This window comes from Ruegeria sp. ABF4_144 (assembly GCF_056160045.1).
Window position 1 is genome coordinate 364870 of sequence record NZ_JBSWWK010000003.1, and the last position, 24424, is coordinate 389293.

Annotated in this window: 20 protein-coding genes and 1 riboswitch; of the genes, 8 read left to right on the plus strand and 12 right to left on the minus strand. The window is 60.4% G+C overall.

Annotated features, from left to right (window positions below; genetic code table 11):
• Positions 1–7: 7 nt before the first annotated feature.
• Together ACXAGD_RS22100 and ACXAGD_RS22105 are read right to left on the minus strand one after the other, a co-directional pair.
• Positions 8–973: an ABC transporter permease gene (locus ACXAGD_RS22100; RefSeq protein WP_475214128.1), complete on the minus strand. Its 966-nt coding sequence runs from the start codon at positions 971–973 to the stop codon at positions 8–10.
• Between the two features lie 93 nt (positions 974–1066).
• The gene (locus ACXAGD_RS22105) at positions 1067–2170 is read right to left on the minus strand and encodes a sugar ABC transporter substrate-binding protein (protein WP_475214130.1); all 1104 of its coding nucleotides are present in this window, start codon (positions 2168–2170) and stop codon (positions 1067–1069) included.
• Between the two features lie 252 nt (positions 2171–2422).
• Here ACXAGD_RS22105 and ACXAGD_RS22110 point away from each other — a divergent pair, with 252 nt between their 5' ends.
• Together ACXAGD_RS22110 and ACXAGD_RS22115 are read left to right on the plus strand one after the other, a co-directional pair.
• The gene (locus ACXAGD_RS22110) at positions 2423–3079 is read left to right on the plus strand and encodes a TetR/AcrR family transcriptional regulator (protein WP_475214132.1); all 657 of its coding nucleotides are present in this window, start codon (positions 2423–2425) and stop codon (positions 3077–3079) included.
• Between the two features lie 198 nt (positions 3080–3277).
• Entirely contained in the window at positions 3278–4726 is a 1449-nt protein-coding gene (locus tag ACXAGD_RS22115) for a mannose-1-phosphate guanylyltransferase/mannose-6-phosphate isomerase (RefSeq protein ID WP_475214134.1), read from the plus strand.
• Here the strand turns inward: ACXAGD_RS22115 and ACXAGD_RS22120 are convergent.
• Complete coding sequence (locus tag ACXAGD_RS22120; RefSeq protein ID WP_475214135.1) at positions 4716–4850, minus strand: hypothetical protein; 135 nt, start codon at positions 4848–4850, stop codon at positions 4716–4718. The two genes, ACXAGD_RS22115 and ACXAGD_RS22120, sit on opposite strands and share 11 nt — an antisense overlap.
• Positions 4851–5182: 332 nt before the next feature.
• Between ACXAGD_RS22120 and ACXAGD_RS22125 the strand changes: the two genes are divergently transcribed.
• Positions 5183–5869, plus strand: a complete 687-nt coding sequence (locus ACXAGD_RS22125) for a sugar transferase (protein ID WP_475212225.1) — start codon at positions 5183–5185, stop codon at positions 5867–5869.
• Between the two features lie 161 nt (positions 5870–6030).
• On the opposite strand, the gene ACXAGD_RS22130 is transcribed toward ACXAGD_RS22125, so the two are convergent.
• Positions 6031–6312: a hypothetical protein gene (locus tag ACXAGD_RS22130; protein WP_475212221.1), complete on the minus strand. Its 282-nt coding sequence runs from the start codon at positions 6310–6312 to the stop codon at positions 6031–6033.
• 377 nt (positions 6313–6689) lie between these two features.
• On the opposite strand from ACXAGD_RS22130, the gene ACXAGD_RS22135 reads away from it, so the two are divergent.
• The 4 genes from ACXAGD_RS22135 (at position 6690) to speB (ending at position 11905) form a co-directional block, all read left to right on the plus strand.
• Complete coding sequence (locus ACXAGD_RS22135) at positions 6690–8726, plus strand: YjbH domain-containing protein (RefSeq protein ID WP_475212219.1); 2037 nt, start codon at positions 6690–6692, stop codon at positions 8724–8726.
• Positions 8723–9376 carry a YjbF family lipoprotein gene (locus tag ACXAGD_RS22140; protein WP_475212217.1) on the plus strand — a complete coding sequence of 218 codons (654 nt, stop codon included), beginning with the start codon at positions 8723–8725 and terminating at the stop codon, positions 9374–9376. The genes ACXAGD_RS22135 and ACXAGD_RS22140 overlap by 4 nt, the downstream gene beginning before the upstream one ends.
• A 25-nt stretch (positions 9377–9401) precedes the next feature.
• Entirely contained in the window at positions 9402–10781 is a 1380-nt protein-coding gene (locus ACXAGD_RS22145; protein WP_475212215.1) for a polysaccharide biosynthesis/export family protein, read from the plus strand.
• A 158-nt stretch (positions 10782–10939) separates the two neighbouring features.
• On the plus strand, positions 10940–11905 hold the full coding sequence (speB, locus tag ACXAGD_RS22150; RefSeq protein ID WP_475214137.1) for an agmatinase: 966 nt from the start codon (positions 10940–10942) through the stop codon (positions 11903–11905).
• A 3-nt stretch (positions 11906–11908) separates the two neighbouring features.
• Here speB and ACXAGD_RS22155 read toward each other — a convergent pair whose 3' ends face one another.
• The 5 genes from ACXAGD_RS22155 to ACXAGD_RS22175 form a co-directional block, all read right to left on the minus strand.
• On the minus strand, positions 11909–12601 hold the full coding sequence (locus tag ACXAGD_RS22155) for a thiamine ABC transporter ATP-binding protein (RefSeq protein WP_475214138.1): 693 nt from the start codon (positions 12599–12601) through the stop codon (positions 11909–11911).
• Positions 12588–14135 (minus strand): thiamine/thiamine pyrophosphate ABC transporter permease ThiP, encoded by a 1548-nt coding sequence (locus ACXAGD_RS22160; protein WP_475214140.1) that lies wholly within the window; start codon positions 14133–14135, stop codon positions 12588–12590. The genes ACXAGD_RS22155 and ACXAGD_RS22160 overlap by 14 nt, the downstream gene beginning before the upstream one ends.
• Positions 14111–15091, minus strand: a complete 981-nt coding sequence (gene thiB / locus ACXAGD_RS22165) for a thiamine ABC transporter substrate binding subunit (RefSeq protein WP_475214142.1) — start codon at positions 15089–15091, stop codon at positions 14111–14113. The genes ACXAGD_RS22160 and thiB overlap by 25 nt, the downstream gene beginning before the upstream one ends.
• A 32-nt stretch (positions 15092–15123) precedes the next feature.
• Positions 15124–15229, minus strand: a riboswitch (TPP riboswitch).
• A 65-nt stretch (positions 15230–15294) separates the two neighbouring features.
• The gene (locus ACXAGD_RS22170) at positions 15295–17697 is read right to left on the minus strand and encodes a YbcC family protein (RefSeq protein ID WP_475214144.1); all 2403 of its coding nucleotides are present in this window, start codon (positions 17695–17697) and stop codon (positions 15295–15297) included.
• Between the two features lie 14 nt (positions 17698–17711).
• Complete coding sequence (locus ACXAGD_RS22175) at positions 17712–19262, minus strand: proton-conducting transporter transmembrane domain-containing protein (RefSeq protein ID WP_475214146.1); 1551 nt, start codon at positions 19260–19262, stop codon at positions 17712–17714.
• 103 nt (positions 19263–19365) lie between these two features.
• On the opposite strand from ACXAGD_RS22175, the gene ACXAGD_RS22180 reads away from it, so the two are divergent.
• Positions 19366–20256, plus strand: coding sequence for a LysR family transcriptional regulator (locus ACXAGD_RS22180; protein ID WP_475214148.1), 891 nt, complete (start codon positions 19366–19368; stop codon positions 20254–20256).
• 7 nt (positions 20257–20263) lie between these two features.
• On the opposite strand, the gene ACXAGD_RS22185 is transcribed toward ACXAGD_RS22180, so the two are convergent.
• Genes ACXAGD_RS22185 through ACXAGD_RS22195 form a run of 3 tightly spaced genes read right to left on the minus strand, consistent with a single transcriptional unit; the run spans position 20264 to position 24410 of the window.
• Positions 20264–22246: an ABC transporter ATP-binding protein gene (locus tag ACXAGD_RS22185; RefSeq protein ID WP_475214151.1), complete on the minus strand. Its 1983-nt coding sequence runs from the start codon at positions 22244–22246 to the stop codon at positions 20264–20266.
• Between the two features lies 1 nt (position 22247).
• Positions 22248–23396, minus strand: coding sequence for an ABC transporter permease (locus ACXAGD_RS22190; protein WP_475214153.1), 1149 nt, complete (start codon positions 23394–23396; stop codon positions 22248–22250).
• 3 nt (positions 23397–23399) lie between these two features.
• Positions 23400–24410: an ABC transporter permease gene (locus ACXAGD_RS22195; RefSeq protein WP_475214155.1), complete on the minus strand. Its 1011-nt coding sequence runs from the start codon at positions 24408–24410 to the stop codon at positions 23400–23402.
• Between the last annotated feature and the right edge of the window lie 14 nt (positions 24411–24424).

Consider the following 24424-nt stretch of genomic DNA (forward strand, 5'->3'; position numbering starts at 1 on the left):
CCCGCCCCTATTTCACGAAGGTTACGGATTTGCGGTCGGTCGACAGAACCACCGCAACGATGACCAACACGCCCAGAACACCGTCCTGCACGTAGCCGGGCAACCCGATCACAACCATGCCGTTGTTAATCACGTTCACGATCAACACCCCGATCAGTGTGTTCCAGACACCACCGATCCCGCCCCACAGCGCGGTGCCGCCCACCACAACCGAGGTGATCGATACGAACATGAAATTCGAACCCGTCGCGGTTTCGGCAATTCCGATCCGGCCAACCGCCAGCAGCGCGCCAACGGCATAGAAAACACCGGCCAATGCAAACCCCATGATCCGTACGCGGTTGACGTTCAGGCCCGAAGCATGGGCCAGTTCCTCACCGCCACCGACAGCGTAGAAGTTCCGGCCCAGCGTCGTGCGCGACTGGATGAACCACGCGATCAGCAGAAACAGCAGCGCGACATAGCACATGATCGGGAAACCAAACCAACGCTCGGTCAACAGAGAGCGGAACAGGTCGTCCTCGACCCTTATCCGGTCACCTCCGGTCAGCAAAAGAGCAAAGCCGGTACCCACAAACCCCATCGCCAGCGATGCCATGAATGAAGGTATTTTCAGCAGGACATGAACAAGACCATTCACAAGCCCGATCACCGCCCCCACCAGCAAGGCCAGCGGAATGGCCAGCCAGGCCCAAGACGCCAGCGTTCCACCCATGCCGATAAAGGCAAACGCGAAAACCACGGCGCAGACCGACACGGTGCCCTCCATCGAAAGGTCTATCGACCCCATGATGATGATGAACGTAACCCCGATGGCCACCATCAGCGCCGGTGCGGACGAAATCCCGATGCGGGCAAAATTGCGCAGCGAAAAGAAACGGGGCTCCATCGCTGTGAAAAACAGGACCAGAACCAAAAGGACGATCAGGGGCGCCCATTTGATCAGAACATCCCGTGTCAGCACATTACTCACGTGCTTCCTCCCACTGAGTGAATTGGCGGGGTCGCGTTCACCGCAGACCCGAGTGAGCGAGCCGGTTCAGGGACCGGCCCGCAGACACGTCTGCTAGTATTGAATCTGACCGTTCGACGTGGACCAGAAATCTTTCCAGTCATAGGTCGGGGCACTGTCCAGGTACTGGGCCTTGAACGCCTGAGCATCTTCCGGTGTGACCATGATGGTCGGGCCATAGAATTCACGGTGCTCGTTGGGTTCTTCGGACGGTTTGAAGTGGCCAGTGGCCGCGTAGTAGGCCAGTGCCGCCGTAATGCCGCCACCCCAATGCGGGTTGGTGAACACGGTCGCCAGAATCTTGCCTTCACCGACCAACTCAACCGCCTGCGGGTTGCCGTCATAGGATACGATCGGCATGTCTTCGATACCTTCAGCCCGCAGCGCTTCGAGCACGCCATAGGCAATGGTGTCGTTGGCGCAGTGCACGCCTTTGATCTCATCACCGTAACGGGTCAGGAAAGCGCTCATGACCTGGTTGGCCTTTTGCGTATCCCAGTCCGCAGGTTCCGCAGCCAACAGTTCCGCGTCGGGATAATCCAACAGCGCGGTCTTCAAACCCTCAAGACGTTCGATAGCCGGGTTGTTCGATGCGATACCGCCCAGATGGACAACACCGCCAGATCCACCCATCGCGTCTAGCAAAATGCGAGCTGTCTGTTCCGCCGGACCTTCGTCGGACCAGCTCATGTGGCTGACGTAGTTGTCACCGAAGTCCCACGGATGCAGGTCATCGGTCTTGTTCCACAGAGTCGACACATAGGCCCCTGCCTCAACGCAGGATTCAACAACCGGACGTGCGTTGGGCGCGTCGTTAGTGTCGATCGCCAGAGCCAGCTCACCATTGGTTTTGGACAGCAGCGCCTTGACGTCCGCCAGCGATTTCTCGGACGAGCCTTCGTTGATCAGGTGGGTCAGGAAATCCTTGGGCTTGCCCAAGCTTTCCACAAACGCCTCACCGCCCGAAACGATTTCATTCCAATACGGGTTTGTCCGGTTGCGATACGACCAGGCAACGGTCGGGTCAGAAATCGCAGCACGCGCCATGCCGCCCAGCATACTTGAAACGGCAACCCCACCCACACCGTAAACAGATGCCAGCAGAAGGTTACGACGGGTTATCGTCTCCTGTTCGATGTATTTCTTGATGAATGACATGACGTCCTCCCTTTTCCATCAGCACGTGGGCTCCAAAGCTTTCGCGTGTTGGCCCCTCCCCGGCGACGATCCCGCATAGCGGCACTGTGCGCCATTTAATGCACTAACTAGTTACTTCTTTACGAAACGATGTGTCAAGCGTTAAGACTAGGTTGGAAGTGGTCTGAATTTGCGGTTGGTACGGAACAGTTGAAGAACCTCGGCCATTTGTGCGAAATGTTCTGACCAGATTTGCTGCGCCAAGACAGCAGCATGACAACGGAGGTGGCTGTGGTCGAAAAGACGATCAAAAAGAAAAGAGATGCCGAGGCGACCAAAGCACGCATCCTGCAGGCCGCTAAGAAGGAATTTGCAAAACACGGATTAGGTGGCGCGCGGGTGGACGAAATCGCCGACCGTGCTAACGCCAACAAACGTATGCTGTACCACTATTTCGGCAGCAAAGAAGATCTGTTTCGCACGGTACTCGAAGCGGCCTACCTTGATATCCGAAGCGCTGAACGCAAACTGAAACTCGAATCCCTGTCGCCGTCGGATGCCTTGGAGTCCCTGGTTCGGTTCACATGGAAATACTATCTGAAGAATCCCGAGTTCATCACTCTGGTCAACAGCGAGAACCTGCACCGCGCCCGCCATATCAAGTCTCTGTCCAGCCTGCCCGAAACGACCCGCGGGCTGGTCGAAATGGTCGAAGGCATTCTCAAACGCGGCGAGGACAGTGGCGAATTCCGCCCCGGCATAGATGCGACGCAACTGAACATCACCATTGCGGCGATCGGCTATTATTACCTGACCAACCGGTTTACCGGGTCTTACCTGTTTCAACGCGACATGATGGATGAGCAAGCGTTGAACGAGCGCCTAGACTTCAACGTCGAAAGCATCATGCGGATTGTCCGCAAGGATTAGGCGCGCTCCGGATTGCGGCGTCTGATGCCGCCGGGCTGCGCAAGACTGTATAGCGTATCTTCCGAGCCGATATCCCGGTAAGGCGGAGTTTCTTGCTGTTTTGGCAAAACTTCACCAAAAAAAAGCCCCTAGGCTTGTCAAAGGGATAGCCATTCTCTAGGACCGAGAGTGGATTAACCCTTATCGAATGGTTCAGTTATGTTGATTACGCCCGTCCTCCTTTGCGGGGGTTCCGGAACCCGTCTTTGGCCCTTGTCGCGTAAGAGCTATCCCAAACAATTTGTCTCACTTATCGGTGACGAGACGCTTTTCCAGGCCTCGGCGCGCCGTCTGTCCAGTGCTACGGATGGCCTGAAATTCGCGGCCCCTATGGTCCTGACCAACTCGGATTTCCGGTTCATCGTGACGGAACAGTTGCAGGCCGTTGGCATCGACCCCGGCGCCATTCTGATTGAGCCCGAAGGCCGCAATACCGCACCGGCTGTTTTGGCCGCCGCCCTGCGCGCCTATGCCGAAGACGCCGATGCTGTTCTGCTTGTTGCACCCTCGGATCACGTCGTGCCCGATGTGGCCGCGTTCCAAGCGGCAGTTGCCCGCGGATTGGATGCGGTGGCGCAGGGGCAGTTGGTGACCTTCGGAATTACACCGACACATCCGGAAACCGCCTATGGCTACCTTGAGCTGACAGGCGCTGCCAACAGCGACGGTTCCCCTGTCCCGCTGAAGCAGTTTGTCGAGAAACCGGATGCGGCCCGCGCAACTCAAATGCTGGCCGACGGAAACTTCAAATGGAACGCGGGCATTTTTCTGTTCCGCGCCGCCGACATCATCGCGGCATTCAAAGCGCATGCACCCGAGCTGATGCAGCCGGTACAGGACGCGTTGAACGACGCCCAAACCGACCTTGGCTTCCTGCGGCTCGCGCCCGAAGCATGGGCGCAGGCCGAGGATATCTCGATCGACTACGCGGTGATGGAAAAGGCGGATAACCTGTCGGTGGTTCCCTTTGATGCAGCCTGGTCCGATCTGGGCGGCTGGGACGCGGTCTGGCGCGAAAGCGGGCCGGACGCCGACGGTGTGGTCACCAGCGGCAGTGCTACCGCAATCGACTGTCAGAACTCGCTCTTGCGGTCTGACAGCGAGCAGTTGGAAGTTGTTGGCATCGGGCTGGACAACGTCATCGCCGTGGCGATGAATGACGCCGTGCTGGTTGCAGACAAATCCCGCGCTCAAGACGTCAAAAAAGCGGTCTCCGCGCTGAAAGAAAAAGGCGCAGCACAAGCCACCCAATTCCCCAAGGATCACCGTCCCTGGGGCTGGTTCGAAAGCCTCGTCGTCGGCGACCGATTCCAGGTCAAACGGATCCACGTTCACCCTGGCGCTTCACTAAGCCTGCAGAGCCATTTCCACCGGTCCGAGCACTGGATCGTGGTCGAAGGCACAGCCCGCGTGACCATCGACGACCATCAGCAACTGGTGACCGAAAACCAATCGGTCTATATCCCGCTAGGCGCAGTGCACCGGATGGAGAATCCAGGCAAGGTTCCCATGGTTCTCATCGAGGTCCAAACCGGCGCATATCTCGGTGAGGACGACATCGTCCGCTACGAGGACATCTACGCGCGCGGTCAGGGCGCTAAGGGGTGAGCACCACTGGCTGACGGACGATCAGCGCCACTGAAATCAAAGCGTAGCTGACCACCAGAATTTCCCACAGCTGAGACGCAAAGGCTTGTGTCTCAGCCCCATAGTGAACGGTAAGGCGGAGCATGGAGGCAAGGTGGGCGCGCTTTAGTCCGAATCATACCGACCAGCCACATACTCGATTTCAAAGATAGGTTTTCGCAGACCACCAATCTAAGCGGTTTTACGCCATGACTATTTTTCGCCGCACAACCCCTGATTGTGCACCGGTCCAACCTGTGATATGTCCTTAACCACGAACTGCGGCAACTGCGCAACATCTGTACAAGTACCCGGGTTTTTTCACCCAATTTTTATTTTACATCTTAAATGTGTTACGTCGCGGAGATATCCGAGACTCTGTTTGATTGCCTCTTTGATGCATTAGCTGCTGCTCTAACAGTGTCAGGATTTTTTACGATGTTGGATTTTACTTCCTCTACAGTTTCACAAAACGAACCAGCAGCACAACCGGTACCGCAGCGGGCGCCGTCGGGCCTGTACTCGGGTCTTGGAAAGCGCGCCTTTGACATTCTCTTCGCCGTTCTGCTGCTGCCCGTTGTTGCGCCGGTCATCGCTGTGCTGTGGTGCATTGTGCGTCTGGATGGCGGTCCAGGCTTTTTCGGCCATACCCGCGTGGGTCAAAACGCCAAGCCATTCAAATGCTGGAAGATTCGCAGCATGGTCGTAGATGCAGAGACGCGGCTGCAGGCCTATCTGGACGCCCATCCCGAGGCCGCGGCCGAGTGGGAACGCGATCACAAACTAACCGATGATCCGCGCATCAACCGTCTCGGACACTTCCTGCGCAAGACCAGCCTGGACGAACTTCCACAAATCTGGAACGTGCTGAAAGGCGAGATGAGCTTTGTCGGCCCGCGCCCTGTCGTGGCCATCGAACTGGTCAAATACGGCAGCTCCGCCTCGGCCTATTTGGCGCAAAAACCGGGCATCACCGGGCTGTGGCAGGTCTCGGGGCGCAACGATATCAGCTATGCCGAACGGGTCGCGCTGGATGTCGCCTATCTGACCCGGTGCAGCTTTCTCAACGATATCAGGATCATCTCTCTGACCGCCTCGGCAGTACTCCTCCGAACCGGGCGGTAAGCCCTTTTTCCTGACGTCCAGCCATCAAATAAGAAGGGTATCACACGCGTTTTGCGTGTGCTCGCCCTTCGCTGATGCAGGGCAAAAAGGCTTAAGCTATGGGCTTACTTTCAAATTCGCACGGCGCGCATTATTTGCGCGCCGTTTTTTTTGTTTTTTTGTTAGTTTGTGCCTGTGGTTGTTGTGCTGTTGGTTGAGCCACCGCCGCCTGCGGCTGCGAGGCCGACGGCGGCCGCGACTGCGCCGAGTGCGGGGGCGACGAGCGGGACGAAGCCGGTGACGCCGGCTGCGGCTGCTGCGCCGCCGGCGGTGGCGGTTGCACCACCTGCGCTTGCGGTTGCGCCGGTCTGAGCTGTCTGGGCGGTTGCCGCCGCTCCGGACGTGTCCTGTGCATAGGCGCTGGTGGCTGAAAGCGCCACAATCAGGAGTGTTGTTCTGATCATTTTGAATCTCCTAAAACAAGTCTTGGGCGAAGGCTATCACAGCTGGCCGAACCTGAGAATGCCGCATCCGCAAAAAAGTGCCCGGATTTGGCGGGAAAGCCCTGCTTTTCAGCGGCTTGCCGCGGGGCCTGTCTAAAGCGCTGCCACCACCGTGCAGAGTCAGCGTCATGCCCAAAAATCAGGCAACCGCCCGGTTAACTTGCAGATCAGTCACAACCCTGCAGGAAACCCCCCAACGGCGAATTGACACAAGACGCCACAGGCAAAACCGGTTAATCAGGCGCCGTATAAAAAAGTGATAATCTGACGTGAAGATTCGAGCGGTATCAGCAAGGCGGAAAGGCCTGATTGCAGCGCTATGCGCGGTTGCCACCGGCATGGCGCAGGCGCAATCGGTATCGACCTATGGCACGCCCGGCCTGCTCGAGATTCCAACCGCCGAGATGTTCGAGGACGGCATGCTGGTCTTCACCGCAGCAGGGCTGCGCGACACCGGTCGGGGCACGATGACCTTCCAGATGCTGCCCTGGGTGCATGGCAGTTTCCGCTATGCCTATATCAAGGGGCTCGACGGGGCCGATGGCGACCGCTACGACCGCAGCTTCGACCTGCATTTCCGGCTGCGTGAGGAAAGCAAGCACAGCCCGGCCATCGTGATGGGGCTGCGCGATTTCGGCGGCACCGGCATCTATGCGGCCGAGTATTTCGTGGCCACCAAAACCTTTCGCGACCGGCTCAAGCTGACCGGCGGCATCGGCTGGGGCCGGATGGCGGGGCGCGGGGCCTTTTCCAACCCGCTGGGCATTTTCGGCGAGCGGTTCGACACCCGGCCCGGCTCGGGTGCAGGCGGGATCTCGACCACGGGTCAGCTGGATTTCGGCAACTGGTTTCGCGGTGACGCCGCCCTGTTCGGCGGCGCCAGCTGGCAATATAACGACCGGCTGACCTTTATGGCCGAGTATTCCCCCGATCTCTACACCCGCGAACGCGACAATATCGGGTTCGACGTGCGCTCGCCGATCAATGTCGGGGTGCAGTACCGGTTCAAGAACGGCGCCCAGCTGACCACATCCTATCTGTATGGCACCACGCTGGGGCTGACCTTCAGTTATTTCATCGACCCGCGCAAAGCGGTGACCCCCGGCGGGCAGGGCGCCGCGCCGCCGCCGCTGCGGCCCGAAGCCCAGATCGCCGCCGCCACCGCAGACAGCAGCCCCGGCGACATCCGCGACCGAATGCAGGCCGCGCTGGACCAGGAAGGGCTGCGGCTGGTCTATCTGTCCGACACTGGTGACACCGTCCAGGTCGGGGTCGAGAACAACCGCTATGGCCAGGCCGCCCAGGCGCTGGGGCGCACCGCCCGCGTGCTGGCCAACGAAGAACCGCCGCAGGCCGAACATTTCGACATCGCGCTGATGTCGGACGGCGTGCCGCTCAGCGCGGTGCGGATCAACCGCGACGATCTTTACGAGCTGGAGCACGATCCCGACAATGCCTGGCGCAGCTTTGCCCGGGCCCAGATCTCGGACACGATCCCGCTGGTGCAGGGCGGCATCCTCAGCGATGCCTATCCGCATTTTTCCTACCGGTTCGGGCCCTATCTGAACTTCTCGTTCTTCGACCCCGACGATCCGCTGCGGTATGAGCTGGGGGCGGTGCTGGGGCTGGATTACACGCTGGTGCCCGGGCTGACCCTGTCGACCGAGCTGCGCCAGCCGATCCTCAGCACGCTGGATGACAGCACCCGCCCATCGGATTCGACCCTGCCGCGCGTGCGCTCGGACTGGAACATCTATGCCCGCGAATCCAACCTGCGGGTCGAGCATATGACCGCCGAGTACCTGTGGCGGCCGGGCACCAACCTCTATGCCCGCACCACACTGGGCTATCTCGAGACCATGTTCGGCGGGCTGTCGACCGAGCTGCTATGGTATCCCGCCGACAGCCGCCTGGCCCTGGGGATCGAGGCCAATTACGTGGCCCAACGCGACTTTGACGTGCTGTTCGGCTTTCAGGATTACTCGGTCGCCACCGGCCATGCGTCGGCCTATTACGACTTGCCCGGTGACTATCACGCGCAGGTCGATGTCGGGCGCTATCTGGCCGGCGACTATGGCGCCACCTTCACCCTGGACCGCGAGTTCAACAACGGCTTCAAGGTCGGCGCCTTCTTTACCCTAACCAATGTCAGCTCCGAAGAGTTCGGCGAAGGCTCGTTCGACAAGGGCATCCGGATCGAGGTTCCCATCTCGTGGATCACCGGGCGCCCGTCACGCAACAAGATCGCCCAGACCATCCGCCCCGTCCTGCGCGATGGCGGCGCCCGGTTGAACGTGCGCAACCGGTTGTACGGCGTCACCCGCGAGGCCCGCGCCCAGGACCTGTCCCGCGGCTGGGGGAGGTTCTGGCGATGAATGCCCTGCGACACCCTGCAACGTTGGCCCTGCTGGCCCTGATGCTGATCTCCTGCGGCGAAGCGCGGGACGATGCCGATCTGCTGAAGGGCACGCTGCTTCCCGACACGCCCCGGTTCCACCCGCGCGCCGAGGCGCTGGCCGCGCGCCGCCCGATCCCGCCCCGGCTCGAGGTTGGTTTTCCCAGCCGCGATCTGGCCGGTGTCATGCTGCTGGAGACCGAACGCGCCGGGGTTCAAACCTGGCTGACCGCGGATGGCGCCACCATCACGCTGGAACAGGGCCTGCTGACCTCGGCCATCGGCTTTGGCGGCGGCATGAGCGCATCGGATGTCCGCCAGAGCGCAGCGCTGGTGCGGACCGGCAGTGCGGGCCACGCCGAACGGTTCCACAGCTTTCTCAACGGCGATGACGAGATCGAACTGCACGCCTATAAATGCCAGATTACCCCACAGGGCGCGGACACGGTGATTGTGCAGGGCACCCCTGTCGCCACGCAGAAACAGCAGGAAGACTGTTATGGGGTGGCCCAGCAGTTCACCAACATTTACTGGGTGCAGACCGGTACCGGCCGCATCGTCCAGTCCTCGCAATGGACCGGCGATTTCCTGGGCAACATGTTCATAAAACGGGTGCCCGATGATAGTTAAGGTTTTGAACAGCGGAGGACAGCTCGTGCGTCATACTTCCCTTCTCCTTGGTGCGCTGGCCCTGAGCGGCCTGATTGCCGGATGCTCGACCATCTATCGCAGCCCCTCGGTGACCGCAGGGGTGTCGGATGCCGGCAAGGTCCGCGTCGTGCCGGTGACGCCCGAGACCGTGCTGGTTGCCAACCGTTCACCCTATTCGCCCAAAACCCTGCCCTCGGTCTTTGCACTGTCGGCGGGATCGGGCTCGTCCAGCAGCCTGCGCGGCACCGGCCCCCTGCCCGAGGCCCCCTCGACCCAGGACGGATCGCGCGCGGGGCTGCAGCTGGATCCGCCGCCACAGGTCAATCCCGGCCCCTATACCATCGGCATCGGTGACGTGCTGGTGCTGTCCACGCCCTCGACCCAAGGCACCGCCGGAGAGCTGTCGGGCCTCCTGGCCGCGCAGAACAGCCGCAACGGCTATACCGTGCAGGATGACGGCTCGATCAACATCCCCGATGTCGGCCGCGTGCGTCTGGTCGGCCTGACCGTGGACGAGGCCGAGGCGCTGCTGTTCCAGCGCCTGGTGGAAAACCAGATCGACCCCACATTCAGCCTGGAAATTGCCGAGTTCAATTCCCGCCGCGTCTCGGTCGGCGGCGCCGTCGGCCAACCCGGCGTGCAGCCCATCACCCTGACCCAGCTGACCCTGGGCGAGGCATTGTCCGCCGCGGGCTCGGTCTCGGTCAGCGATATCGACAATTCTTCGGTGCGCATCTACCGCGACGGCAATGTCTATCAAATCCCGCTGGAAGACCTCTATTCCCGCACCGAGCTGCAGAACCTCAACCTGATCGCCAATGACTCGGTCTTTGTTGATACCGACTATGACCTCGACCGCGCCGAGCGCTACTTCGCCCAGCAGATCGCCCTGCGCGAGACCGTGCTGGAAGGTCGCCAGACCGCCCTGCAAGAGCTGAACGTCGCCGTCAACCTGCTCCGCGCCGATCTGGCCGAGCGACGCGACAACTTCGTCCAGTCCATCGAACTGGACGCCATCGACCGCGACTACGTCTATCTCTCAGGCGAGGTCCGCACCCAGGGCCGCTATGCCCTGCCCTTCAACCACTCCGCCACCCTGGCCGACGCGCTTTACGACACCGGCGGCGGTGTCGCCAAGGAAACCGGCGACGCCTCCGAGGTCTACGTCCTGCGCGCAGCCCAAGACCCCCGCGAGTTCGGCGCCGTCACCGCATGGCACCTCGACACCCGCAACGCCGCACACCTCACCCTCGCCGCACAGTTCGAACTGCGCAACAACGACATCATCTTCATCGCCGAAAACCCCGTCACAAAATGGGGCAGAACGATCTCACAAATAACACCTTCTCTCATTACAACCCCCATAAACGCCGCCGTGAATTAACGGCTTGGGCCGCCGGTTTTCCGCGGCAATGGCTTGCGGTGTGCCACTCTTTTCTTATCATCCTGCGGATCGGCACCGGATGACCGGTGGCGTCACCTCAAGCCACGCTGTTCCGGCCGGATCTGGCGTATCGGTAACGCAGAAAGAACGGAGAAATCATGTCGGGTCATGGCTATGAATCAGGTCGTCTGAACCTGCCCTTTGTCGGCATCGCGACCTTTGGCAAAAAGCCTTATGTCGAGAACTGGGACAAGATCGATGCCGATGTCGCCATCCTTGGTGCGCCGTTCGATTTCGGATGCCAGTATCGCTCGGGTGCCCGGTTTGGGCCGCGTGCGGTGCGCGAGGCCTCGACCCTGTTCAGCTTTGGCCATGCTGGGGCCTATGACCACGAGGATGACGCCACCTATCTGGGCAGCGAAGTGCGGATCGTCGATCTGGGGGATGCTGATATCATCCACACAAAGACGAAGGAAAGCCACGCCAATATCGAATTTGGCGTGAAGAAGATAGTGGATGCGGGCGCGCTGCCGGTGACCATTGGGGGCGATCATTCAGTCAACATCCCCTGCATCCGTGCCTTTGCCGAGGATTGCGACAAGAATGGGCCCATTCATGTGGTCCAGATCGACGCGCATTTAGATTTCGTGGATGAACGCCACGGCGTTACCGAAGGCCACGGCAACCCGATGCGACGCGCAATTGAAAAGGACTACGTGTCAGGTATGACCCAATTGGGCATTCGCAATGTGTCCTCGACCGCAAAGGAAGGCTATGAAGACGCCCGCGCCCGTGGCTCCGATATCCTGTCGGTCCGGCAGGTGCGCAAACTGGGAGCGGACGGCGTTTTGGATCGCATCCCCGAAGGGGCACGCTATTACGTCACCATTGATATTGACGCCTTCTGCCCCTCTATTGCGCCAGGCACCGGAACGCCCAGCCATGGGGGGTTCCTGTATTACGACGTGTTGGAAATCCTTCAGGGGCTCAGCAAACGCGGCGATGTGGTCGGCATCGACTTGGTCGAGGTCGCCCCGGCCTATGATCAAACGGAAAGTACACAAATTCTGGCGGCGCAGGTACTGCTGAACTTCCTTGGGTTTATCTTCCACAATCGGAAATAGCGCCTATCCCAAATAAGCCTGAAGGCTGGGTGGCGGGTCGTCGAACAATTGCGCCGTTGCTGCGGGCGGATGCGCCTGCCCGTCGGCCACAAGCACCGTCTGATCGGCAATTCGGCGGGCGTCCTGCGGGTCATGACTGACCATCAGCAGAGTTGTTCCGGTCTCGGCCAGCAACCCGGCAACAAGGTCCAGCATTTCGGCCTTCAGCGCTGGCCCCAACGCCGCAAAGGGTTCGTCCAGCAACAACACTTCACGCCGTTGCACCAGAACCCGGGCCAGCGCGACCCGGCTTTGTTGCCCTCCCGACAACTCTGCAGGTTTGCGCGTTTCAAAGCCTGGCAGTGCCACGCGGGCCAGTGCTGTTTTGACTTGCGATTGCTCCTCTGCCGACAGGCGCCCATTGGGGCGTAGGCCCAGGGCGACGTTCTGTTCCACCGTTAGATGCGGGAACAGGTTGCCATCCTGAAACAGCATCGCCAGCGGCCGCTTGCCCGGTGCAAGGTTCGAAATGCGCTGATCCCGCCACAGGATTCGCCCCTGTTTGAGGTCGCGAAACCCGGCGATCGCCTCAAGCAGCGTCGACTTGCCCGCGCCGGATGGGCCAATGATGGCTACACTGGCCCCGGCCTCGATTGAAAAATCGGCCTTCAAGGCGAAACCGCCATTTTCAATGACGCATAGGTCAAGTTTCAGCATGCAATCGCCCTCCGCGGTCCAAGAGCCAGAAGGCCCCCATCGACAGCACTAAAAGCAGCAATGCTGCCCCAGCAGCTGCCTGCATCTGGTAAGCCCCCATCAGCCTGTAAATCTGCAACGGCAAGGTCGCGATCTGCGGATCGGCGAACAATGCGATCACGCCGAGATCACCCATCGAAAGTGCGGCTGCAAGACCGGCAGCAAAGCGGATCTGTGGACGCATTCGGGGCAGCAGAATTCGGGTGAAGAAGGTCTTTTTGCCCATATCCAGCGACAGTGCCAGTCGCCCATGTCGGGTGACCACATCCCGAGCCGCAGGCACCAGAATACGAAGAGCGAAAGGCAGCGCCATGACCGCATTCACCAGTGCCGTGACCGGCAGCGCCAGTGCGGTTGGATTGGCAACAGGGCGGATTAGGATGAAGAGGCCGGTACCGATCACCAGGGGCGACGCCGCCAGCCCCAGAATACCGCTGAGCTCGACGATCCCATACCGCCCGGTCGCCACGGCCATGGCCATGGGCAAGGCCAGCATCAACAGGACAGCCGTGCTGACTGCCGCCACCAGAACCGAGGTCGACGCGGCGCGGAACACCAGTGAGGGCATCTCGAACAGTCCCGAAACGCCAGAAATCACCACCGCCGCCAAAGGCAGCAACAGAAACCCCGCCGCCGCCAGTATCCAAATCGTATCAAACACCGGCGCTCCGCCGTCCCAGCGTCGGATGGCCCGGTCCAGACCTGCCCCAAACCCGTCCCCGCGCGAAAACTTTAGCGCGGCCAGCGCAGCTGCAGCGGTCAGGGCCAATTGCAACGCGGACAGCAACGCCGCGCGGCCAAGGTCAAAATCGTAGGTAAAGGACTGATAGATCGCCAGCTCAATCGTCGTAGCCCGTGGCCCTCCGCCCAAGGTCAGGGCAACGGCGAAGCTGGTCAGACAGATGGCGAAGATCACCGCCAGTACACCCGGCAGGATACGCCGCAGCATCGGCCATTCAATCAATCGGAACATGGCCCAACCGTCACAGCCCAGCTGCGCGGCCAGACGGAACCGCTCGGCCGGAACCTCTTGCCATGCCTGTAGGATCAGCCGAGTGGCCAGCGGCAGGTTAAAGAACACATGCGCCAGCACGACCCCGTGCAACCCGTAGATGCGGATTGGCGGCAGGCCAAAGACGTCTAGAAGCTCAGAAATCCAGCCCGCGCGCCCAAAGACCTGCAACAGCCCGAGGATCGCCACGATGACCGGCAGAATGAAGGGCGCCCCGAGCAATGCAATCAGGATGCGCCGTCCCGGAAACCGCCGCCGGGCCAATGCGCGCGCCACCGGCACCGCCAGCGCCGCGCTGAACAGGGCAGACAGAGTCGCCTGTACCAGCGTGAACCGCAGGGCGGCCCAGTCCGCCGGGCCAAACCCGCCCGCCGCGTCTGCCCGCAGGGCGACAGCAGCAAGCGTTCCCAATATCAGCGCGGCCACCAAAGCCGCCGCGCCAACGCCCGGCCAAGGGCTTACTGGCTGAGCGCGCTCAGCCATTCTGCAAGCGCCTGATCCCGCACTTTGGCAGCCTCATCCGGAGAATACAGCAGGGATTTTTCCGGCTGAATCAGCGAGTCGAACCCTGCGGGCAGACCGGCTGCCGGAGTCACCGCCGGATACATCCAGTTGGTGGTCGGAATGATCTGCTGGAACGCGTCTGAGACCATAAACTCAAGGAACTGATCCGCCAGCTCCGGCTGATCGGTCCCGGCCAGCTTCGCTGCAACCTCAACCTGCATATAGTGGCCTTCGTCAAAGGCAGCCGCCGCTTTGCTCGCATCTTCCTCGGCAATCAGGTGGTAGGCGGGCGAGGTGGTGTAGCTGAGGACCATATCGGCCTCACCTTCCAGAAACAGGCCATACGCCTCGGACCAGCCCTTGGTCACGGTCACGATATTGTCGGCCAGACCGGCCCAGATATCCGCCGCTTCATCGCCATAAGCCGCCTGCACCCACAAAAGCAGCCCCAGACCGGGTGTCGAAGAGCGCGGGTCCTGAATAATGATCTTGGTGTCACCCTCGGCCAGTTCGCGGAAGTTCGCAGGCGCCGCAGCATCGGCATTATGAACAAAGGCGAAGTAGCCCCAGTCGTAAGGCGCGAAAACCTCATCCGTCCATTCGATCGGCAGCGTGTATTCGGCGCTGACCGAGCTGGGCGCGAACAGGCCGGTTTCCTTGGCTGCGGTGATCAGGTTGGTGTCGAGACCCAACACCACGTCGGCGTCCGAGTTCTCACCCTCAAGCCGGATACGCGACAACAGCGCCGCGCCATCTTCGACGCCGACGAGGTTCAGTTCACAACCACAGACTGCCTCAAACGCCTCTTTCACCTGTGGGCCGGGGCCCCAGTCCGAGACAAAGCTGTCATAGGTGTACACGGTCAGCTGAGGTGTATCGGCCGCAACGGCCGTAGTTGCACTCAGAAGTCCCGCAGCAATCATCAGATGTTTCATGTCATCCTCCATTGCGGCGAGAGGGCAAGGATGGATGAAACCGTCACCTTTCCCTCCGCCGGTTCTAGCCGGTTCAGGTTCAACGGGTTCGCCAAAGGCATCTCAGCGCGGCCACGCCACGCACCCCGAGGTGAGGCTCTGACTAGGGTGGAACCGGCCAAAAGACAACCCGTTTCGCAGGCTGTCTGTTGATCGGCTTCAGCTTATTCCGCTGCGATGGCCTGATCGGGCGCGGCGTTGATCAGGGCCCAGTTCAGGTCACCAGTATAGCGCCAAGCCAACTTGCCTTGATCGTCCATGGCGATCAGGTGCAGCCATCCATTGTCGAACAGCGCCCGCACCTGCGGGTGCCGATCAAGGATGTCCGACATCGCCGCGCGCGGGGCCTCAATCACCACCGACAGGCGTAACGGATCGTGCTGATACCCATCGCCGTCATGGATCGATTGCCACGGCAGGCCCGGACGGGGCGCGCCGTTGTTGCCCTCCAGCACGCCAATACCGCCAACTACATTGTGCAGTAGCTTGTTGCCACCGCCGAACAGTTGCGGCGCAACGGTCGAGCCATAATACTGCAGACTGATCCAACTGACGACGACAACAGGTGCGGTCATGATCAGTTCCAGCACGCCAAAGTCATCATCCTTGCGCCAATCGTAATTGTGCAAAAAGGCCTGCCCCGCCAGATCCGCCCCATCCGTGCGGTAACGCGGCGCAGCGATAAAGGCGCGGCACCCGGCCAGCCCCCATTCGGGGCGGGTTTCGGCCCAGTCCTGTGCGCGCCGCTGAATATCGGCGGCTTTGTTGGCCCGCGGCAAGCGTGCAGCACGTTCAGCCCGGGCCAACTGTCCGGCTGCATCCAGCCAGTTCTTGACCTGCGCCAAATCGCTGGGCTGGTGTCCCGACGGCAAATCTTGCTCATACAGGCTGACCCGGTCGGTTGTGGTCAAATGCATTGCTGCCACGAACAAAGTATCTGCGGGAATGGCGATCCCCTGCCCTTCCAGCCCCGAGCGCACTTGCGCATCGTTCAACAATCCGGCCAATAGCCGCGCGTTCACGTCTCCCGCATGGCCTCCACAGGCGCCACAATGCAGTGCGCTTTCATGGGGGTTGTTGGTCACGTCAGCGCCATGTCCAACCAACAGGACGATCTTGGCGAAATTGTCGGTCAAAGACATCGCGGTCAGCACCGTCTTGGCCATACCAATACGCGCCTCCAGATCGATATTCGGGTCCAGTTGAGGCGCAGGATCAACCTTGGTCTTTCCGCCAACTCCCAACGCGTCGCGCATCAACTTGCCCGCATATAAAGGCCCGGTCGCCTCAACAAAGGCAAAGGACGACACAGCCGCCAACTTGAACCGGCCCCAGGCCCGCTTGGCCCGCGCCGTATAACGCCGGGTCAGGTCCTTTCCCGCCGATTCCTTGGCATGAGAGCACACGGACGGCTGCAACAACACCGGGCCATGGACCTCGGTGACGTCAGATCCTGCTGCTTTGTGCGAACTGGCAAGGCCAAAGAACCCAGCAAAGCCGAGCGTCTCGATCCCGGTATCCTGCGCCTCTAGCGCGCGGCGGAACACTTCCGACCGAACGTCGATGCAGAACGCCGCCTGCACCTGCGCCCGACCGTCGGCCTGACGCGTGGTGCCGGGCAGCAGCCTTTCGGCCAGCGCGCGTTGCTGTGCCCGTTCGGCGGCCTCTTGCAGAACAGCATCGATCACGAAATCGGCGGTTGGCGTCAACGGAGCCTCATGCGCCTCCACAACCTCGGCCCAGCGTTCGGCGATCTGATCTTCGTATAGGTCGAACAACGCCTCATCAAACACCATGCGCACGGCCAACAGCTCGGTCACGGCGGTGTGCTGCTCGCCTTTCAACTCGGCCTCCCACAACAGATAGCGCGCGTATTGCGCCCAACCGCCCAAGGTTGTCAGCCAGCGGTGGTAGGCGGTGGGCGCGGCCTCAGTGCTGAGGCCCAACCGCTCGGATGACCGGCCAATCGCGCGCCAATGCGACCGGTTGGTGGCCGCAACAAAAGCGCCAAACCCGGTCAGGCCGTGAATTTCCGGCGTCAGGTCACGAGAGGCAAACTCCCGCCAGGCGCTGAAGGCCCCTCCGGTCCGGGCCTGTTGCCACAAAGCCTGCCCTTGGTCGAAATGGCTGGCGGCCCAGATGCCGATCCGATCCTCGATCAGGCCGGGCCAGTCCGTGCCCGAAACTTCGGCCGCCAGTTCGGCCACAGTGGGCAGGGCGCGCGATTCAGGGACCTCTGTATTCAGCGCCGCCAAAACGTCTTCAAGGCTTGGGGCATTGAACGGGCCCGCAATCGCAGACAGCGCGTCCAGAATATCCGCCTCAGTCATTTCACCGGAGGCCAATTTTGCCGCCCAATGTGTCCGATCCGGCGTGATCCGCGCGCCCGCAACCCGCGCCAGCCGGGCCGAGGTCACGGCCAACGGCTCATCGCTTTGGCCCAGAAACGGATTCACCGCGACATTCGAGGACAGCGGGAACAAGGGCGGGATCGCAGTGGCGGCAGATCTGGCTTCGGCTACCAGTTCCAGCAGCGGTGCGGGGTACGCTTCAAGCTTTGCAAACATCAGATCTGTTCCTTTCAGGCTGCGGTCCGTCTGGACCAACCGTCCAGAAACTTGTCGAAAATCGCGTTGGCATAAAGGCCGTTTGACAGGTGAACCCGCAGGCCTGCCGCCGCCGGATGCGCCGCCCACAGCGGGAAGGTCGCCTGCGCCACTGCAACGAACCCAAAGCTCAGCAGGGCCAGTACGATCAGCGCCCATTCCAGCGGCCCCGGTGCGGGGGTGGCGGGCAAAGTTCCGGCGGTCAGATGCTGCGCGATGACCTGCAGCGCGAAATAGCTGACCGAAGTCACCAGTGCATAAACCACCGTGCGCTGCGTCAACTGGCGCGGCGCGGCGTCGGCAAAGCCCTGCGCCAGCAGATAGGCCACGCCAAAGATCAGGATGACACCAAGCGCAATCGCCTGCACCGACTTGCCATCAAAGCCCAGCACCGTGCCGACCAACGCGTAGATCACGATGGCCGTCCCAAAAGCCCGCAACACATTGCTGGCACTGGGCACCGCGATTGGGCCGGGGCGGTGAATAGCGGCCACGTTCTTGACCGCCTCACCCGAGCTGAGGAAAGCGTGCGCTTTATAAAGAGAGTGTGCCACGATATGCAGCATCGCCAATGGGAACAGCGCAAGACCGCACTGCATCACCATGAACGCCATCTGCGCGATGGTGGACCAAGCCAACGAGGTCTTGACCGCAGGCTGGGTCAGCATCACCAACCCGCCGAACAATGCGGTGAACCCACCCAGCATCACCAGCAGCGCCATCACTCCGGGGGCCGCTAGCATGACATCGGCGAAGCGGATCAACAGGAAGCCGCCCGCGTTGATCACACCCGCGTGCAGCAAGGCGGAAACGGGCGTGGGTGCCTCCATTACTTCGGTCAGCCAACCATGCACCGGGAACTGTGCCGAGGCCAATACTGCCGCGACAGCGATCAGCAGGGCCGCTGTCATCGTCAGCCAGTCGGCTTGAACCGTGGTCAGGATCGTGTGGATATCGGTGGTTCCGGTCGCCAAGATTAGCAGACCTATAGCCGCCGCCAATGCACCCTCACTCAACCGCGCCACCAGCGCCTTCTTCCGGGCGGCCCGCTGAGCCGTTGCGCGTTCCGGATAAAACAGCAGCAGCTTATGCAATGCCAGGCTGGTGGTGGTCCACGCGACCAGCAGCTGAATCAGGTTGCCAGACATCACCAAAATCAGGACCGAGGCCAGCGCCAGAGCCATCCATTTCGTGAACGTCCCCTGCCGCGCCTCACCATCCATGTAAGTGGCCGAATAGCGCAGCACGACCCATCCGATAAAGCTGACCAGCACCAGCATCACCGCGCTGACCGCATCCAACCGGACCGAGAACCCAACCCCAAGCGCCCCAATCAAGCCCGAGGTTCCCGGACCAAAGACAAACAGCATTGCTGCGGACACGGCAGCCACCATAAAGGCGGCAAAAGCCGTCGCTTCGGCAATCTGCGGCACGCGACCCGGGCGCAGGCCCGGGTGACGCCCGGCATGAATCGCAGCAGCAATCAGGATCAATGGACTGAGCAGCGGGAGATAGAGGTAGAACATGGTGACTTCCCTGGATCATCGGTTTGGGACAGTCAGTTAGGACAGATTTTGTGCCATTAAAAATTCATTGTTCTTCCACTTTCATTCTATTATTTAGAACGATATGCCTCTGAACTATCATCACCTGCGGTATTTCTGGGCCGTGGCCCATGACGGGAACCTGACCCGAACGGCGCAGCGGCTGAACCTGTCGCAATCCGCTTTGTCGGTGCAGATCAAGCAACTTGAGGAACGACTGGGCCACGACCTGTTCGAACGCCGTGGGAGGCAGCTTTACCTGACCGAAGCCGGACGCATCGCGCTGGATCATGCGGATGCGATTTTCTCGACAGGACAAGAACTTGTCGCCACCCTGACCGAGACGGTTCAGACCCGCAAAGCCCTGCGTGTGGGGGCCTTGGCGACCCTGTCGCGCAACTTTCAGATTGGGTTTCTGCGCCCAATCCTGTCGCGCTTGGATGTCGAGGTGATCCTGCGATCCGGCAGCGCGACCGAGCTGATGGAAGGGCTTGAGACGCTGAACTTGGATCTCGTGCTGATGAACCGACCGCCGCCGGATGATTCACTCACCCCGTTTGAGATTCACCAGATCGCGGAACAGCCGGTCAGCATCGTCGGTACACCCGACCGGCTGAACCCCAAAATACCGATCAAAGACTTATTGCACAGCCAGCCCTTCATCCTGCCTACCACTGACAACAGCGCGCGCACTGCGTTCGATGCCATGGCCAGCCGCCTGTCAGAACGCCCGCAGATCGCGGCCGAGGTTGATGACATGGCCATGATGCGCCTGTTGGCGCGCGAGGACATAGGATTGGCCCTTGTGGCACCCATCGTCGTAACGGACGAACTGAATTCAGGGCGGTTGGTCGAAGCACAGGAACACCCGCGCATCAAAGAAACCTTTTACGCCGTCACCCTGCGCCGCCGCTTTCCCAATCCATTGGTTCAGGACCTGCTGTCGCACGATCCTGATCCCATGCTTTTACCCTGAATGTCGGCTACACGACCGAACCAGTGACCGGTACGTGGACAGAGGCTTCTGGTTTTGGGGGAATGCTTTGCGAAGCCATTTCTTGCACAAGATGGCAGGCCACAAAGTGCCCCTCTTCGATTTCGACCAGCTTGACCGGCGCCGAACCCGGGTCGAACCCCGCTGGCGCATCAACTACCGTAACCGCTTCTCCGGACGTCACCGCGATCGGGTGATGGAACCCGCCTTCAAGCCGGATTGGTGCAAAAACCGCGTCCGGGTCCGGGTGCGGCACCGCGCTGAGCAGTGCCTGTGTGTAAGGATGACGCGGGGAATAGAACACTTTTTCGGTCGGTCCGTATTCGACAAACTTACCGTGGTACAACACCGCAACGCTGTGCGAAATCTGCGCCACAACCGCCAGATCATGGGCGATGAACAGAAAGCTGACCCCCATTTCTTCCTGAATGTTCTTCAGCAAATCCACGATTTCAGCCTGAATGGACACATCCAGCGCCGAAACACATTCATCACAGACGACAAACTTTGGCTTGGACACCAGGGCGCGGGCAATGCAAATCCGTTGCCGCTGACCGCCTGAGAACGCGTGGGGGAACCGACGCAGATGTTCCAGTTCAATCTTGCATCGCGCCGCGATTTCACGCACGCGCTCGTCAATTTCTGCCCGACTGCTCATCTGCCCTGACGCAACCAGCGGTTCGGCGATGATATCGCGCACCGTCATACGCGGGTTAAGCGACGAGTACGGGTCCTGAAACACAAGGCTCATTTCGGGCCGGAACGACCGCAGCAGATCGCCGCCCAGCGAGTGCACGTGTACCGGCCCTTCATGAAACGCCATGTTCAGCTTAGAGCGTACCGCGCGCAGTTCTTCTGCGCTGGCATGGGCCAGATCAATGTCGCCCTTTTTCTTGCGGTGAAACACAACTTCGCCATCTGACGGATCAATGGCGCGCAAGATTGCCCGACCAACGGTGGTCTTGCCCGAGCCGGACTCGCCCACCAAACCGACGGTCTCGCCTTTTTTGATGGTAAAGCTGACGTCATCCACTGCACGGACCTTGGTGATATCCGTGCGGAACACGCGCTTGGTCTTCACATCAAAATCCACCACCAGATTTTTCACATCAATCAGGGGGCGATGTTTCTTGCCGGTCAGCGCCGCAGGCGGTTTGACGCGATCCAGTCGCGGAATAGCAGCCAACAGGCGTTTGGTATAATCTTCCTGCGGGTTACGGATCACGTCGCGCACAGTACCGCGCTCGACCACTTCGCCCTTTTGCATGACGACCACATCGTCGGCGACCTGAGCAACAACGCCCAAATCATGGGTGATGAAGATCATCCCCATCTCCAACTCTTCCTGCAGCTTTTTCATCAACTTCAAAACCTGAGCCTGAATCGTGACATCCAGCGCGGTTGTCGGTTCGTCCGCGATCAACAAGGCAGGGCCGGCCGACAACGCCAGCGCGATCATGGCCCGTTGGCGCATACCACCAGACAGTTCATGGGGATACTGATCGACGCGCTGCGACGGATTGGTCAGGCCAACGCGGTTCAGCATATCGACGGCAATCTCGCGCGCCTCGCGGCGGCCGACCTTGCGGTGCAGCCTGATCGCCTCAGTGATCTGGTTGCCAATTGTGTAAACGGGCGAGAAACTGGCCATCGGTTCCTGAAAAATCATCCCGATTTCGCCACCGCGCAAACGACCGATTGTCGGATCGCCGGGCCGCAAACTGGGCACATCGATCTTTTGGCCGTTTTTCGCGTGGTAATCGATGCGCGAGCCCTCTCCGATCATCGCGGTATTGGGTAAAAGACGCATGACCGCTTTGGTCGAGATCGACTTGCCCGAACCAGATTCGCCCACGATCCCAAGGGTTTTTCCTTTCTCGACCGAAAAGGATGCATTGCGGACCGGGGTGATCAGACCCTCATCCGTGCGGAACGAAATCGACAGGTTTTCAACGTCAAGGATTTTGGTCATTTCAACGCGCCTCCGCATAGGGGTCGGCGGCATCGCGCACCCCGTCGCCAATCACGGTAAAGGCCAGCACCGCCACCACGACAAAGATCGCGGGAATAAACAGCCACGGGGTCTGCTCAATCGCTCGCACTGATTGCGCTTGCTGCAACAATACCCCCCAGGAAACCGAGGGCGGACGCAGGCCAAGCCCCACAAACGACAGCGCCGTTTCCGACAGGATCATATAGGGGAAGCTGATCACCAGATCGACGATTATAAAGCTGGTAAAGCTGGGCAGCATATGCTGCGCGATGATCCGGCCCGGGCGTGCACCTGCCAGCCGCGCGGCGACAACGTAATCCTCGTTCCGGATCGACAACAGCTGCGACCGTATCCGCCGCGCCAATGTCGGCCAGCCAAACAGGCCAAGGATCAGCGTCATCGCGAAATAGACCTGCGTGGTCGACCATTCCTTGGGCATGGCAGCGGCCAGACCCATATACAATGGAATGATGGGCACCACACGGATCACCTCGGTCACGCGTTGGATCACGTTGTCGATGATGCCGCCGAAATAGCCCGCGACCCCGCCGATAATCAGCGCCAACACGAACGAGATCAGCACCCCAATCACCCCAATCGAAAGCGACGTTCGGGTGGCATAGATCGTTCGGCTGAACACGTCGCGGCCCAGATCATCAGTGCCCCAGAAATGGATTTTCTGATCCACATCGGGGCTGAGGCCGACAAGGTGACGGTCAATCGGGATGAAGCCCAGCAGCTTGACCTGCTCACCTTGGACGAAGAACTTCAGGTAGTGGCGTACCTCGGGGTCGGGCACCGAAATTGCGCGCAGAGTCACCGGGTCACGTTCGGTTTTGGTGCCGTTGATAAAGGGCACAACCGAACAACCGCCCGCATCGCAAAAACGAGGAATTTGCGGCGCGCCCTCGATGTACTTGGTGTCGCGGCTCACCGGCCCATAGGGGGCGACGAACTCTGCAAAGATGCCAGCCAGTGCCATCAAGCCCAGTAATGACGCCGCCAGCATTGCGGCGCGGTGACGGCGGAACCGCCACCAGATCAGGGTCCATTGCGAGGCGGAATAATATTTCAGCTGGCGTTCGCGCTCTTTGGCTTCGGCAGCCGAGAGTTGGGTTACGTCAGTCATGGATCAGGCCCCCAATTTGATGCGCGGATCCAGCCACGCCAGTAATAGATCCGAGAAGAAGTTCATGAATACGATGGCAAAAGTCAGCATCAGCAGGATTGCGCCCGCCACGTTCATGTCGAGGTCCAGGTATGCCCTCAGCAGCAGCTCACCCAGCTCTGTCAGGCCCAGCACCACAGCCACGATTGGCAATTCCGAAAAGATGCGGTTCACGTCAAAGCCGATGGTCGAGACGACCGGATTAATCGCCAGACGTGCCGGGTATTTGATCAGCAGCTTGGTTTCTGGAACACCGCGCGCGCGGGCAGCGGTCACGGAAAGCTTGTTCAACTCATCCGACATGGTGGCCCGTACAGTCTGAATCTGATAGGCCACCGCCGACCAGGCCAAAACCACCGCAGGCAGCCACAGGTGTTTCATCATGTCCCAGACCTTGGCCGCCGACCATGGCGCGTCTCGGTATTCGGCCGAAAACAACCCGCCGATATCGGCCCCGAACCAGCGGTTGGCGAAATACAGCATCACCAGCGCCAGCAGAAAGTTCGGCAATGCCAGACCCAGATAGGAAAACACCGTCAGGCCGTAATCGACTGCTGACCCACGCCGTACCGCAGCAAAAATGCCGATGGGGATCGATACGATGTAGGTCAGCAGGAGGGTGGCGAACAGGATGCCGGCCGTCAGCCAGACCTTGTCGCCGATAACTTTGGTCACCGAGGTTTCAAAGGCAAAGGCCTGCCCGAAATCCCAGCGCAGGACGATGCCGCCGATCCAGTCGAAATAGCGCAGCACCATGGGCTTATCCAAACCCAGATCGCGCCGTATCGCCTCGATATCGGCCTCAGTAACATTCACCCCGGTGCCGGAATATTTGCGAAAGGCATACCGGTCGGCATAGTCGCCGGGCGGTAGTTCCATAATCAGAAAGACCATCACCGACACCAGTGCCATGGTGATGACCATTCCAACAAATCGTTCCAGAGTGAATCTCAGCAATACGGTGTCCCCCATCATGCCGTGCAAGGCCG

Excerpts from the sequence above, each read along its gene's own strand:
- ACXAGD_RS22190 (WP_475214153.1), bottom strand. The coding sequence starts at position 23,396 with ATGACTGACGTAACCCAACTCTCGGCTGCCGAAGCCAAAGAGCGCGAA.
- ACXAGD_RS22105 (WP_475214130.1), bottom strand. The coding sequence starts at position 2,170 with ATGTCATTCATCAAGAAATACATCGAACAGGAGACGATAACCCGTCGT.
- ACXAGD_RS22135 (WP_475212219.1), top strand. The coding sequence starts at position 6,690 with ATGGCGCAGGCGCAATCGGTATCGACCTATGGCACGCCCGGCCTGCTC.
- ACXAGD_RS22175 (WP_475214146.1), bottom strand. The coding sequence starts at position 19,262 with ATGTTCTACCTCTATCTCCCGCTGCTCAGTCCATTGATCCTGATTGCT.
- ACXAGD_RS22155 (WP_475214138.1), bottom strand. The coding sequence starts at position 12,601 with ATGCTGAAACTTGACCTATGCGTCATTGAAAATGGCGGTTTCGCCTTG.
- ACXAGD_RS22195 (WP_475214155.1), bottom strand. The coding sequence starts at position 24,410 with ATGATGGGGGACACCGTATTGCTGAGATTCACTCTGGAACGATTTGTT.
- speB (WP_475214137.1), top strand. The coding sequence starts at position 10,940 with ATGTCGGGTCATGGCTATGAATCAGGTCGTCTGAACCTGCCCTTTGTC.
- ACXAGD_RS22120 (WP_475214135.1), bottom strand. The coding sequence starts at position 4,850 with ATGCTCCGCCTTACCGTTCACTATGGGGCTGAGACACAAGCCTTTGCG.
- ACXAGD_RS22110 (WP_475214132.1), top strand. The coding sequence starts at position 2,423 with ATGACAACGGAGGTGGCTGTGGTCGAAAAGACGATCAAAAAGAAAAGA.
- ACXAGD_RS22130 (WP_475212221.1), bottom strand. The coding sequence starts at position 6,312 with ATGATCAGAACAACACTCCTGATTGTGGCGCTTTCAGCCACCAGCGCC.
- ACXAGD_RS22160 (WP_475214140.1), bottom strand. The coding sequence starts at position 14,135 with ATGGCTGAGCGCGCTCAGCCAGTAAGCCCTTGGCCGGGCGTTGGCGCG.
- ACXAGD_RS22125 (WP_475212225.1), top strand. The coding sequence starts at position 5,183 with ATGTTGGATTTTACTTCCTCTACAGTTTCACAAAACGAACCAGCAGCA.
- ACXAGD_RS22180 (WP_475214148.1), top strand. The coding sequence starts at position 19,366 with ATGCCTCTGAACTATCATCACCTGCGGTATTTCTGGGCCGTGGCCCAT.
- ACXAGD_RS22185 (WP_475214151.1), bottom strand. The coding sequence starts at position 22,246 with ATGACCAAAATCCTTGACGTTGAAAACCTGTCGATTTCGTTCCGCACG.
- ACXAGD_RS22140 (WP_475212217.1), top strand. The coding sequence starts at position 8,723 with ATGAATGCCCTGCGACACCCTGCAACGTTGGCCCTGCTGGCCCTGATG.
- ACXAGD_RS22170 (WP_475214144.1), bottom strand. The coding sequence starts at position 17,697 with ATGTTTGCAAAGCTTGAAGCGTACCCCGCACCGCTGCTGGAACTGGTA.
- thiB (WP_475214142.1), bottom strand. The coding sequence starts at position 15,091 with ATGAAACATCTGATGATTGCTGCGGGACTTCTGAGTGCAACTACGGCC.
- ACXAGD_RS22115 (WP_475214134.1), top strand. The coding sequence starts at position 3,278 with ATGTTGATTACGCCCGTCCTCCTTTGCGGGGGTTCCGGAACCCGTCTT.